Raw genomic sequence first — 13,258 nt, 5'->3', positions numbered from 1 at the left:
AACAACGAACAACCAAAATGCACAAACATTTCGAAACAGAAGCCATAAGAATTCAAACAGAAAGAAGTCAGTTTTCAGAGCATTCTACACCTTTATATGTAACCTCTAGTTTTGTTTTTAATGATGCAGAAGAAATGAGAGCTTCTTTTGCAGAAGAAAAAGAACGTAATTTATATAGTAGGTTTACAAATCCAAATACCACTGAGTTTGTAGATAAAATTGTACACATGGAAGGTGCAGAAGCTGGTTATGCTTTTGCAACAGGCATGTCTGCAATTTTCACTTCATTTGCTGCCTTATTAAATGCTGGAGATCATGTGGTTTCTTGTAGATCTGTATTTGGTTCTACACATTCTATGTTTACCAAATTTTTACCAAAATGGAATATAGAAACTTCTTATTTTAAAGTAAACGAGGTAGATTTGGTAGAAAGTTTAATTCAGACAAACACCAAAATTTTATACATAGAAACACCTACAAACCCTGCTGTTGATATTTTAGATTTAGAATTGATTGGTAAAATTGCTAAAAAACATAATTTAATTTTTATTGTTGATAATTGTTTTGCAACACCTTACATACAACAACCTATTAAGTTTGGTGCAGATTTGGTAATTCACTCTGCTACCAAATTAATTGATGGGCAAGGTCGTGTATTAGGGGGTGTTACAGTGGGGTCTAAAGATTTAATGCAAGAAATTTATTTGTTTGCAAGAAATACTGGGCCAGCAATGTCTCCTTTTAATGCTTGGGTTTTGTCTAAAAGTCTAGAAACGTTGGCTATTAGAGTAGAAAAACATTCTGAAAATGCACTGAAAGTTGCACAGTTTTTAGAGGAAAATGAGCATGTAGAATTAGTAAAATATCCTTTTTTAAAATCTCATCCGCAATATGAAATTGCAAAAAAACAAATGAAAATAGGAGGTAATATTGTAGCTTTTGAACTAAAAGGAGGTATAGAAGCAGGTAGAAAATTTTTAAACCATATTAAAATGTGTTCTTTATCTGCAAATTTGGGTGATACCAGAACTATTGTTACGCATCCATCATCTACAACGCATGGGAGATTATCTGAAAAAGACAGGTTAGAAGTAGGTATTACAAAAGGTTTGGTTAGGGTTTCTGTAGGTTTAGAAAATATTGTAGATATTATTGCAGATTTAGAACAAGCACTAAATGCGTAAATAATTAAATTTGCGTATTTTTGAAATATGCTTTCTAAAAAAACAAAATACGGTATCAAAGCACTTACTTTTTTGGTAAAACAAGAAAATAAAGTGCCTGTGCAAATTGCTACCATATCTAAAAATGAAAATATCTCCTTAAAATTTTTAGAAAGTATTTTACTTACTCTTAAAAAAAACGGAATTTTAGGCTCTAAAAAAGGAAAAGGTGGTGGCTACTATTTACTAAAAGATGCCTCAGAAATTCAAATGACTACCATAATGCGTGTATTAGAAGGTCCAATTTCTATGGTGCCTTGTGTGAGTCTAAATTTTTATGAAAAATGTGATGATTGCCCAGATGAAAATACCTGTGCAGTTCACAAATTAATGTTACAAGTAAGAGATAATACATTGCAAATCTTTAGAAACACCTCTTTGGCAGATTTGTGCCAGTAATAATCCCATAGTTTTACTTTTTATTCTTTAACTTTTAGTTGATCTATTTTAAGATTCACAATAAAACTTTAGTATTTTTATTAATCTATTAAATCTATAGGGTAATTATAAAATAATTTAATTTTAGTTCTATAAGTTCCATTTTATAAAGTATGTTTGTAATCTCTACTAAAATAGTAGGGTTATTTGAATTGTTTATTAAATATTTATGATTTTAGATCAAATAATTTTTAGTAAAAAGACACAAAGCAAAGGTTTTGAAGAGGTTAGGGTTTCCGAAAAACCTTTGCGTAGTGTTATCAAAGCATTAAGCTGGAGACTTATAGGTACTTTAGATACTTTGGTGGTTTCTTATATTTTAACAGGAGAAATTGCACTAGCAACTTCTATTGCTTCTATAGATTTTTTAACAAAATTGGTGTTGTACTTTTTTCATGAACGAATTTGGAATAAAATAAAATGGGGAAAATAATGAACTTGAATATTGAAGAAATTAATGATTTTTTATCTGATAAAAATCCTTTAGATATTGTGAAATGGGCAGTTTCAATAGCAGAAAATCCTGTAATTACAACCAATTTCAGACCTTATGAAGTAGCTATTTTAAATGCAGTAACAGAAGTAAAAAAAGATATTAAGGTAATTTGGTGCGATACAGGTTATAATACTGTACAAACTTATAGACATGCAGAAGAGCTTATCGAAAAATTGAATTTAAACATCCATTTATATGTGCCTAAGCAAACTGTGGCCCATAGAAATGTGGTGTTAGGAGTTCCATCTATAGATGATAAAAAACATGCGCTGTTTACAAAACAAGTAAAATTAGAACCATTTTCTAGAGCAATGAAAGAACATCAACCAGATGTTTGGTTTACCAACTTAAGAAAAGGGCAAACCGCTTTTAGAGACAGTATCAATATTGTATCGAAAAGTAATGATGGTGTTCTAAAAATAAGCCCATTTTATCATTGGACAGACAAAGATTTAGACACATATTTAGAGCAATACAATTTGCCAAATGAGTTCAAATATTTTGATCCTACAAAAGTAGAAAGTAACAGAGAATGTGGTTTGCATATCTAAAATACACAATTATGAATCAAAGAACATTACAGGCAGATGCTTTAGAGAGCGAAGCTATTTATATATTAAGAGAAGTCGTTGCGCAATTTGAAAAACCTGTTTTATTATTTTCTGGAGGAAAAGATAGTATTACGTTAGTAAGACTAGCCCAAAAAGCATTTTATCCAGCTAAAATTCCGTTTCCATTAATGCACATAGATACAGGTCATAATTTTCCTGAAACGATAAAATTTAGAGACGATTTAGTTAAAGAATTAGGCGTTGAATTAATTGTAAGAAATGTACAAGATAATATCGATTCTGGGAGAGTAAAAGAAGAAACGGGTAGATACGCAAGTAGAAATATTTTACAAACAGAAACCTTGTTAGATGCTATAGAAGAATTCGGTTTTGATGCTTGTATAGGTGGTGCAAGAAGAGATGAAGAAAAAGCAAGAGCCAAAGAACGTATCTTTTCTGTTAGAGATGATTTTGGTCAATGGGATGAAAAAAATCAACGTCCCGAATTGTTTGACATGTTAAACGGAAAAATAGATTTAGGGCAAAATGTTCGTGTTTTTCCAATTTCAAATTGGACAGAATTAGACGTTTGGTCTTATATCCAAAAAGAGAATATCGAAATTCCGTCTATCTATTTTGCACACAAAAGAAAAACCTTTTTAAGAGATGGTTTTATTTGGTCGGCAGATGATGATGTAGTGTACAGAGATAAAGAAGAAGAGGTAGTAGAAAGAATGGTTCGTTTTAGAACGGTTGGTGATATGAGCTGTACAGCAGCAGTATTATCTCATGCAGTAGATATCCATAAAGTAGTAGAAGAAATTAGAGATTCCTCCATTTCAGAAAGAGGTGCAAGAATAGACGATAAACGCTCTGAAGCTGCAATGGAAAAGCGCAAACAACAAGGGTATTTTTAAAAGCCCCCTCAATTCCCCAAAGGGGGAAGTCAGCAAGTTTGAAAACAAAAAAATATTAATTATCAATAAAAAGTAGCATTTTTCACAAGAGTGTTCCTTCCCCAAGCCTGCATTGAGCGCAGTTGAAATGGGAAGGTTAGGATTTAATTATGAATAGCAATAAAACACAAACAAACTCAACTCCTTCTCCTTTGGGGAAGGTTGGGTTGGGGCACTTAAAAATAGCAACAGCAGGTAGTGTAGATGATGGTAAAAGTACCTTAATTGGGCGTTTATTATATGATACAAAATCCTTAACAGACGATAAATTAGAAGCTATTGAAGAGAAAAGCAAACAACGTGGTTTCGATTATTTAGATTTTTCTTTAGCAACAGATGGTTTAGTTGCAGAACGTGAGCAAGGTATTACCATTGATGTTGCACATATTTATTTTTCTACAAAAAAGAAAAGTTTCATTATTGCAGATGCTCCAGGGCATATAGAATACACAAGAAATATGGTTACTGGTGCTTCTACAGCACAAGCTTCTATTGTTTTAATTGATGCAAGAAATGGAGTTGTAGAACAAACGTATCGTCACTTTTTTATCAATAATTTATTACGCATAAAAGATGTTGTAATTGCCATTAATAAAATGGATTTGGTAGATTTTTCTGTAGAAAAATACAATATTATAAAAGGAGAAATCGAATATTTAGCAAGTAAAAGCGAATATAAAAATCAGAACTTGACGTTTATTCCTTTATCTGCCTTAAAAGGCGATAATGTTGTAGAAAAATCAGAAAATATGCCTTGGTACAAAGGCGAAACATTGTTAAATCATTTAGAAAAATTAGATGCAGAAGATATAAATGATGTTTCTCAAACACGTTTTCCTGTTCAAACAGTAATTAGACCCAAAACAGAAGAACATCACGATTTTAGAGGCTATGCAGGTAAAATATATGGTGGCGATTTTGAAATTGGCGATAAAGTAGCTGTATTACCATCGCAAACAACATCAACCATAAAAAGTATACATTTTTTTAATGAAGAATTCGCCAAAGCAAAAAGTGGAAGTTCTGTAACCATCACTTTAGATGATCATGTAAATATAAGTAGAGGAGATATGTTGGTGAAAGTAGATGAAGAACCTACCATTACAAAACAACTAGATGCCACCATTTGTTGGATGGATAAAGAACCTTTACAAGCATCACAAAAATATTATATCAAGCATGGTGTAAATGATGCACAAGCAAAAATCACCCAATTACATAGCATCATAAAAACAGATTTTTCTGGAAAATTAGAAAAACCATCAGCGTTAGAATTAAACCAAATTGGTGATGTTCAATTAAAGTTAAGTAAACCATTATCGGTAGATGCTTACAATCAAAATAAATATAATGGAGCGTTTATTTTAATCAATCCAAAAACAAACAATACAGTTGGTGTTGGTTTTATAAAGTAGAAAAACGACGAGTTTGGTAGTTAGAAGATGTAAAATGTTTTTTAAATCTTAGCTATCAACATTTAAACACAAACAAATGCAAAGTTTTAGAACAGAAATAGAAAATCCAGTTGTAGAAAAAGATATTATTGAATTGGCAGATAAAATTGCTGCATTTAATAACTTACAAATTGATGAAGAAAAATTTAGAAGTTTACGTTTAGCAAGAGGTGTATATGGACAGCGACAGCAAGGTGTTCAAATGATTCGTATCAAATTACCTTATGGTAAAGTAAAAAGTAATCAATTAAAAAGAATTGCAGAGGTTTCAGATGAATATTCTAGAGGAAGATTGCACATTACAACTCGTCAAGATATTCAAATTCACTATGTAGATCTAAATAGAACGCCACAACTTTGGGCCGCATTAGAAAGAGATAAAGTAACTTTAAGAGAAGCTTGTGGTAATACTGTAAGAAACGTAACCGCTTCAGAAACAGCAGGTATAGATATAAATGAGCCCTTTGATGTTTCTCCCTATGCAGATGCGCTTTTTAGATTCTTTTTAAGAAATCCAATTTGTCAAGAAATGGGAAGAAAATTTAAAGTTTCTTTTTCGTCTTCAGATCAAGATACAGGTCTTTCTTACATGCACGATTTAGGTTTTATTGCTAAAACAGAAGCTGGTGTTCGTGGTTTTAAAGTAATGCTTGGTGGTGGTTTAGGATCTCAGCCAAGACATGCAGATTTGTTTTATGATTTTTTACCAAGTGATAAAATAATTCCTTTAATGGAAGGTGTTTTAAGAATTTTTGATAGATATGGAGAACGTAAAAGTAGAGCCAAAGCTAGGATGAAATTTTTAATAAAAGATATTGGTTTAGATCGCTTTAAAGAATTGGTAGAGAAAGAGCAAACAGCAATTGAATTTAAATCTGTTCAAATTGATGCAGATGCTTATGAAAGCTCAAAACCTGTTGATATAAAAGAAATACCAAAAGTAGAAATTAAAAATCATCAAGCTTTTGAAACTTGGAAATTAACCAATGTAATTCCTCAAAAACAAAAAGGGTATGTTGCTATTGGTATAAAAGTTTTATTAGGCGATTTTTATACAGACAAAGCAAGGCTATTAGCTGATTTAGTTGAAAATTTTGCAGCAGGAGAAATTAGATTATCTCTCCGTCAAAATATTTTAATTCCTTTTGTAAAAGAAGAGTTAGTTCCTTTTTTTTATCAAGAACTAGAAAAGTTAAATTTTGTAGAAGCAGGTTATAATAAAGCAGTAGATATTACGGCTTGTCCAGGCACAGATACTTGTAATTTGGGTATTGCAAGCAGTACAGGTATTGCAGCAGAATTAGAAAGAGTTATAGCTGCAGATTATCCTCAATATTTAAAAAACGAAGATTTAATCATTAAAATTAGTGGCTGTATGAATGCTTGTGGCCAGCATAATATAGCAAATATTGGCTTTCAAGGTATGTCTGTACGCACCCCAGAAAAGTTAGTAGCGCCAGCTTTACAAGTACTTTTAGGAGGTGGTAATTTAGGTGATGGAAATGGAATTTTTGCAGATAAAGTTGTAAAAGTGCCAAGTAGAAGAGGTCCAGAAGCTCTACGCAGAATTTTAAATGATTTTGAAGTAAATTCTAATGGAAATAAGTTTGTTGATTATTACAAAATAAAAGGTGAACGTTATTTTTATGATTTATTGAATGATTTACAAGATGTTACCAATCTAACCCAAGAAGATTTTATTGACTGGGGAACCAATGAAGAGTATGTTAAGCAAATCGGAATTGGAGAATGTGCTGGTGTTGTTATCGATTTAATAGCAACTTTATTTTTAGAAAGTGAAGAGAAAATTGAAAAAGCAAAAGAAGCTTTTGTAAACAACGTATATTCAAACGCTATTTATCATACATACAGTTCTTTGGTAAACTCTGCAAAGGCATTGTTATTAGCAGAAAATACCAAAACAAATTCGCAAGCAAATATTATTAAATTGTTTGATGAGTATTTTATTGACACTAAAAAAATTGATATAGGAACTTCATTTTCTGAATTTATTTATCAGATTCATAAATACGCTCCAAAAGAAGAGTTTGCAAAAAAATATATAAAAGATGCTGAATGTTTTTTACAACAAGTAAGAACTTTTAGAGAAAACGAAACAGCAGTCAACGAAACTATAAATTAGGAGGTATGATTTTTAAAAATCCAAAATTAACGGTAGTTGGAGCTGGTCCTGGAGATGTAGATCTAATCACATTAAAAGCCATAAAAACTTTAAAAAATGCAGATGTTGTTTTGTATGATGCTTTGGTAAACGAAGAATTATTAGACCATATCAACCCAAAAGCAGAAATTATTTTTGTGGGAAAACGCAGAGGTTGTTACAGATATCAGCAAGAGCAAATTAACGATTTAATTGTAGCCAGAGCAAAAACACATGGGCATGTTGTACGTTTAAAAGGTGGAGACCCATTTATTTTTGGACGTGGAGCAGAAGAAATGGAGTTCGCAGCAAGTTTTGGCATAGAAACAGCTATGGTTCCAGGTATTTCATCTTCTTTAGCAGTACCTGCATATCAAAATATACCTTTAACAAAAAGAGGAAATGCAGAAAGTTTTTGGGTAATTACAGGCACAACAAAAGACCATAAATTGTCTAATGATGTTGCGATAGCAGCAAAATCAAACGCAACTATAGTGGTTTTAATGGGAATGGGAAAATTGCCAGAAATCATCAAATTATTTCAACAAGAACATAAAAATAATTTACCAGTAGCAATTATTCAAAATGGAACAAGAGATAACGAAAAAATCGGAGTTGGCACGGTAGATACCATTTTAGATGTGGTAAAAAAACAAAAATTAAGCAATCCTGCAATTATTGTTTTGGGTGAAGTTGTAAATCACAGGCAAATATTAGCAAATGTTCAACAAGAACATCAAAAAGCACTAATTGCTTAATTTTTTGTAATGGAAAGAAACAATTTATATCCTATTTTCTTAAAAACTAAAAACCTGCAAATATTAATTGTTGGTGGTGGCTTTGTTGCTGAAGAAAAATTAACGTTTTTACTAAAATCGAGTCCTAATGCGAATGTAACAATGGTTTCGCCAATGTTTAGAGAAGGTACAAAAACCTTAGCTAAAACAGGAAATGTAAAAATAATTCAAAAAAAATATAGCAAGCGATTTTTAAAAGGAAAACATATTGTGGTAGCAACTACAGATATTCCTGCCATTAATCAAAATGTTTACAAACATTGTAGAAAGCGCAGTATTTTAGTAAATGTAGCAGATAACCCGCCTTTTTGCGATTTTTATATGGGAGGTATTGTAACCAAAGGGAACGTAAAAGTGGCAATTTCTACCAACGGAAAATCGCCAACAACAGCCAAAAGATTACGCCAGTTTTTTGAAGAAGTGATTCCAGAAAATATAGACGATTTAGTAAAAAATTTAAACGAATATAGAAAAACCATCAAAGGAAATTTTGAGGAAAAAGTAGAAAAGTTAAACGAGTTTACAAAAAGTTTAGTAGAAAAAAAATAGAAATATTGAGACCTTTCAGTTTTTTAAAATTTGAAAGTTCTAAAAAAAGTAAATTATGATACAAACAGATATCCTAATTATTGGAGCAGGACCAACAGGTTTATTTACCGTTTTTGAAGCAGGTTTATTAAAATTAAAATGTCATTTAATAGATGCATTGCCACAACCTGGTGGGCAGTGTTCAGAAATTTATCCTAAAAAACCTATTTATGATATACCTGCATACCCAGAAATTTTAGCAGGAGATTTAACAAAAAATCTATTAGAACAAATCAAGCAGTTTGAACCTGGATTTACATTAGGAGAAAGAGCAGAAACTATAGAGAAACAAGAAGATGGTACTTTTATTGTAACTACAAATAAAGGTACAAAACATCATGCAAAAGTGGTGGCTATTGCTGGTGGTTTAGGTTCTTTTGAACCAAGAAAACCCTTGTTAGAAAATATTGCAAAATTTGAAGATCTTGGAGTTGAGTATATTATAAAAGAACCAGAATTTTACAGAAATAAAAGAGTCGTAATTTCTGGTGGAGGAGATTCTGCTTTAGATTGGGCAATCTTCTTATCAGATGTTGCTTCAGAAGTAACTTTAATTCACAGAAGAAATGAATTTAGAGGCGCTTTAGACTCTGTAGAGAAAGTACAAGAATTAAAAAACTTAGGTAAAATAAACTTGATAACGCCAGCAGAAGTTAAAGCTATATTAGGTACAGAAAAAGTATCAGGTGTGGTTGTAGAAAAAAAGGGCGAAGACGCTTTTATGATTGATACAGATCATTTTATTCCACTTTTTGGCTTATCTCCAAAACTAGGCCCTATAGGAAACTGGGGTTTAGAAATCGAGAAAAATGCCATTAAAGTTAATAATGCTTTAGATTATCAAACTAATATTCCAGGTATTTATGCCATAGGAGATGTAAATACCTATCCTGGAAAATTAAAGTTAATTCTTTGCGGATTTCACGAAGCAACCCTAATGTGTCAAAGTGCTTATAAACGTATTTTTCCAGATAAAAAATATGTAATGAAATATACTACTGTAGGTGGTGTAGATGGTTTTGACGGAACAAGAAAAGAAGCGCCAAAAGCAGTCGTAAAAGCCATCAATTAAATTTTTAGAAGCTATTTCTAGCTTTCTACTATATTTTTTATTTTTGTTACATGCGTATAAAAGAATCTTAAAAATAAAGAATAAAAATATCAACAGATATTTGAAATATTTCAATGTGGGCTAAATTTGCTTAAAAGTCATTGCTTTCTTTCAACAAATAATCAATCTATATTGTTAGGTTTCTGTAACTTTGCAAAAAGGCAGCAGTTATCATAGCTAACTATAAAAACTATTAACTAGGCAGATGCAAGACATCAATATAAAAATAACAGATAGAAATGGCGTAACACATGATATAGTTGCACCAACAGACATGGCAATGAACTTAATGGAAGTTGTTCGTTCTTACGAATTGGCAGAAGAGGGAACCATTGGTATTTGTGGTGGAATGGCAATGTGTTCATCTTGCCAATGTTATGTAAAATCAGACCACGAATTACCAGAAATTAGCGATGATGAAGACGCGATGTTAGCAGAAGCATTTCATGTAGAAGATAACAGTAGACTAGGTTGTCAAATTCAAATAACCCCAGAAATTAACGGTTTAGAAGTAGAGTTAGCACCAGAATCATAAGTTTTATGAAAGAAATAAAAGAAAAAGTTCAAGTAATAAATTATAGTATGTGTTTAAGAGACGCTGTAGAAGTTTTTACAAAACAACTTTTAAATTGTTTGTTTGATAAGGCTTATCAAAAAGAGAATGCTGTAAAAACTAAAAATAAATTCTTTAAAATTTTAGAGAGATTAGAGGTAGATAATGAAAACTGTTCCTGGTTAGCCTTTGAAAATACATTTCCTAAAATTAGAAAAAAATTAGATTTAGATGCGCAAGCTGCTGTAAATAGAGATCCAGCCGCAAAAAGTTTACAAGAAATTTATTTAGCATATCCAGGGTTTTACGCAATTGCAGTGTATAGATTAAGCAATCAGTTATTAAAACAAGAAATCCCTGTTTTACCTAGAATGATGAGCGAGTTTGCACACAGTACAACAGGTACAGACATTCATCCAGGTGCAGAAATTGGCGAATCTTTTTTTATAGATCATGCAACTGGTATTGTTATCGGAGAAACTACAATAATAAAAAACAATGTAACCATTTTTCAAGGGGTAACTTTAGGCGGAATCCAAGTTAAAAAAAATATGGCATCTACCAAAAGACATCCAACCATAGAAAACAATGTTGTCATTTATGCAAATGCTACAATTTTAGGTGGTGATGTAGTTATTGGAGAAAACTCTATAATTGGAGCAAATGTATGTGTAACTGAATCAATTTCAAAAGATTCGGTAGTTACAGTTCAAGCAGAAAATAAAATCTTTCAAAGAAAATAAATCACATGAAAACAAAAAGTATCATAGATTTTGTAGGAAATACACCTTTGGTGGAAGCTCAAAATATTTTTAAAAAAGAAGGAGTTACACTTTTACTAAAACTAGAAGGTAACAATCCAGGAGGAAGTGTTAAAGATAGAGCTGCCTATAATATGATTTCTGAAGCTTTGAAAAGAAATAATATTAAAAAAGGCGATACTTTAGTAGAAGCAACCAGTGGTAACACAGGGATTGCTTTGGCTTTAATGGCAAAAGTTTTAGGTGTAAATATGGTATTGGTAATGCCCGAAAACTCAACTATAGAAAGAGTAAAAACCATGCGTGCTTATGGTGCAAAAGTGCATTTAACACCACAAAAACTAGGTATGGAAGGTTCTATAGATTTTGCTTTAGAGTTAAAATATAAAAAAGGGTATTTTAGATTAAATCAGTTTGATAATACAGATAATTCTAAAGCACATTATAAAACTACAGGCCCAGAAATTTGGAGAGATACAGAAGGTAAAGTAACACATTTTGTTGCTGCAATGGGTACCACAGGAACTATAATGGGAGTTTCAGACTTTTTAAAAGAAAAAAATAAAAATATTACCATTGTAGGAGCACAACCTAAAGATGGTGCCAAAATCCCAGGAATTAGAAAATGGCCAGAAGAATACTTACCTGCTATTTTTAATAAAAATAAAGTAGATCAAGTTATTGGAGTAAGTGAGCAAGAAGCTATTACTATGACCAAAAGATTGGCAACAGAAGAAGGTATTTTTGCAGGTATGAGTAGTGGAGGTTCTATAGCAACAGCCATAAAAGTAGCTGAAAAATTAGATAAAGGTGTCGTAGTTGCCATTGTATGCGATAGAGGAGATCGTTATCTATCATCTTCACTTTTCGAATAAGTATTTTTTTAAAGTATAATATTCTTTAAATAAAAAAATAATCCTTTTATTTGTACTATCGTTCATAATCTTATTGATTTACGTTATCATGAAAGGCAGAGGGATTAGACCCAATGAAGCCTTGGCAACCTCTCACTTTTGAGAAAGGTGCTACATTCTACCTGTATTGAACTTGTTTCAGTAACCTATAAAAAGGGACAGATAACAGCGAAAAAATTACCTTTCCTGATGACATACATTGATAAAAATATCAGAAAATGTCAAACATTTACAAAGAATTACAAAAAAGAATTTTAGTTTTAGATGGTGCAATGGGTACCATGTTGCAAGCCTATAAATTTACAGAAGAAGATTTTAGAGGAAAACGCTTTATAGACTACCCAACACCATTGCAAGGTAACAACGATTTGTTGTCTATTACCCAACCAGAAGCTATCAAAACCATCCATGGTAAATATTTTGAAGCTGGTGCTGATATAGTAGAAACCAATACATTTTCTGGAACAACCATAGCAATGGCAGATTATCAAATGGAAGATTTAGTATATGAACTAAACTATCAATCAGCAAAAATTGCGAAAGAAGTAGCAGAAGAATTTACAAAAAAAGAACCACAAAAACCACGTTTTGTAGCAGGTTCTATTGGGCCTACAAATAGAACAGCAAGCATGTCTCCAGATGTAAATGATCCCGGTTATAGAGCGGTTACTTTTAACGAATTAAGAATTGCTTATAAACAACAAGTAGAAGCTTTATTAGATGGTGGAGCAGATTTATTATTAGTAGAAACTGTATTTGATACCTTAAATGCAAAAGCAGCTTTATTTGCAATAGAAGAAGTAAAAGACGAAAGAAATATAGAAGTTCCAACCATGTTAAGCGGCACCATTACAGATGCTTCAGGTAGAACTTTATCAGGGCAAACAGCAGAAGCTTTTTTAATTTCTGTTTCCCATATACCATTATTATCTGTGGGTTTTAATTGTGCTTTGGGAGCCAATTTATTACAACCTCATTTAGAAGCAATTGCTAATAAAACAAACTTTGCAATTTCTGCTCATCCCAATGCAGGTTTGCCAAATGCTTTTGGTGAATATGATGAAACTCCAGAAGAAATGGGCGAGCAAATAGAAGAATATTTAAAGAAAAATTTAATTAATATTATTGGTGGTTGTTGTGGTACATCTCCAGAACATATAAAAGTGATCGCAAATATTGCCAAAAAGTATCAACCTAGAAAATTAGTTATTGGTTAGTGGTTTTTAGTTTTTGGTTGACGCCAAAATACCATTAA

14 protein-coding genes and 1 riboswitch are annotated in these 13,258 nt (G+C 31.6%); all 14 genes read left to right on the top strand.

The window, feature by feature from the left end:
* Positions 1-17 precede the first annotated feature (17 nt).
* The 14 genes from Q0662_RS03485 (at position 18) to Q0662_RS03420 (ending at position 13,220) form a co-directional block, all read left to right on the top strand.
* On the top strand, positions 18-1,184 hold the full coding sequence (locus tag Q0662_RS03485; protein WP_298947178.1) for an aminotransferase class I/II-fold pyridoxal phosphate-dependent enzyme: 1,167 nt from the start codon (positions 18-20) through the stop codon (positions 1,182-1,184).
* A 27-nt stretch (positions 1,185-1,211) separates the two neighbouring features.
* The gene (locus Q0662_RS03480; RefSeq protein ID WP_298947176.1) at positions 1,212-1,622 is read left to right on the top strand and encodes an Rrf2 family transcriptional regulator; all 411 of its coding nucleotides are present in this window, start codon (positions 1,212-1,214) and stop codon (positions 1,620-1,622) included.
* 208 nt (positions 1,623-1,830) lie between these two features.
* Positions 1,831-2,094 carry a DUF2061 domain-containing protein gene (locus Q0662_RS03475; protein ID WP_298947173.1) on the top strand — a complete coding sequence of 88 codons (264 nt, stop codon included), beginning with the start codon at positions 1,831-1,833 and terminating at the stop codon, positions 2,092-2,094.
* Positions 2,094-2,708, top strand: coding sequence for a phosphoadenosine phosphosulfate reductase family protein (locus Q0662_RS03470; protein WP_298947171.1), 615 nt, complete (start codon positions 2,094-2,096; stop codon positions 2,706-2,708). The genes Q0662_RS03475 and Q0662_RS03470 overlap by 1 nt, the downstream gene beginning before the upstream one ends.
* A gap of 11 nt (positions 2,709-2,719) precedes the next feature.
* A complete protein-coding gene (gene cysD, locus Q0662_RS03465) occupies positions 2,720-3,625 on the top strand; it encodes a sulfate adenylyltransferase subunit CysD (RefSeq protein ID WP_298947170.1) in 906 nt (301 codons plus the stop codon).
* Positions 3,626-3,831: 206 nt separating this feature from the next.
* The gene (locus tag Q0662_RS03460) at positions 3,832-5,079 is read left to right on the top strand and encodes a GTP-binding protein (RefSeq protein WP_298947456.1); all 1,248 of its coding nucleotides are present in this window, start codon (positions 3,832-3,834) and stop codon (positions 5,077-5,079) included.
* 76 nt (positions 5,080-5,155) lie between these two features.
* A complete protein-coding gene (locus Q0662_RS03455) occupies positions 5,156-7,261 on the top strand; it encodes a HEPN domain-containing protein (RefSeq protein ID WP_298947169.1) in 2,106 nt (701 codons plus the stop codon).
* 5 nt (positions 7,262-7,266) lie between these two features.
* Positions 7,267-8,037: a uroporphyrinogen-III C-methyltransferase gene (gene cobA / locus Q0662_RS03450; protein WP_298947168.1), complete on the top strand. Its 771-nt coding sequence runs from the start codon at positions 7,267-7,269 to the stop codon at positions 8,035-8,037.
* A 9-nt stretch (positions 8,038-8,046) separates the two neighbouring features.
* Positions 8,047-8,625: a bifunctional precorrin-2 dehydrogenase/sirohydrochlorin ferrochelatase gene (locus tag Q0662_RS03445; RefSeq protein ID WP_298947166.1), complete on the top strand. Its 579-nt coding sequence runs from the start codon at positions 8,047-8,049 to the stop codon at positions 8,623-8,625.
* Between the two features lie 55 nt (positions 8,626-8,680).
* Positions 8,681-9,736: an NAD(P)/FAD-dependent oxidoreductase gene (locus Q0662_RS03440; protein ID WP_298947165.1), complete on the top strand. Its 1,056-nt coding sequence runs from the start codon at positions 8,681-8,683 to the stop codon at positions 9,734-9,736.
* A gap of 244 nt (positions 9,737-9,980) precedes the next feature.
* Positions 9,981-10,310 (top strand): 2Fe-2S iron-sulfur cluster-binding protein, encoded by a 330-nt coding sequence (locus tag Q0662_RS03435; protein WP_298947164.1) that lies wholly within the window; start codon positions 9,981-9,983, stop codon positions 10,308-10,310.
* 5 nt (positions 10,311-10,315) lie between these two features.
* Positions 10,316-11,071 (top strand): serine O-acetyltransferase EpsC, encoded by a 756-nt coding sequence (gene epsC / locus Q0662_RS03430; protein ID WP_298947163.1) that lies wholly within the window; start codon positions 10,316-10,318, stop codon positions 11,069-11,071.
* A 5-nt stretch (positions 11,072-11,076) separates the two neighbouring features.
* On the top strand, positions 11,077-11,964 hold the full coding sequence (gene cysM / locus Q0662_RS03425) for a cysteine synthase CysM (protein ID WP_298947162.1): 888 nt from the start codon (positions 11,077-11,079) through the stop codon (positions 11,962-11,964).
* 80 nt (positions 11,965-12,044) lie between these two features.
* Positions 12,045-12,172: riboswitch (SAM riboswitch) on the top strand.
* 49 nt (positions 12,173-12,221) lie between these two features.
* Positions 12,222-13,220, top strand: coding sequence for a homocysteine S-methyltransferase family protein (locus Q0662_RS03420; RefSeq protein WP_298947160.1), 999 nt, complete (start codon positions 12,222-12,224; stop codon positions 13,218-13,220).
* The last annotated feature ends 38 nt before the right edge of the window (positions 13,221-13,258 follow it).

Origin of the sequence: uncultured Polaribacter sp. (assembly GCF_947503855.1) — a bacterium.
Lineage (GTDB): Bacteria > Bacteroidota > Bacteroidia > Flavobacteriales > Flavobacteriaceae > Polaribacter.
Note: the sequence above shows the minus strand (reverse complement) of the source record. Positions and strands in the feature narration are given on the sequence as shown.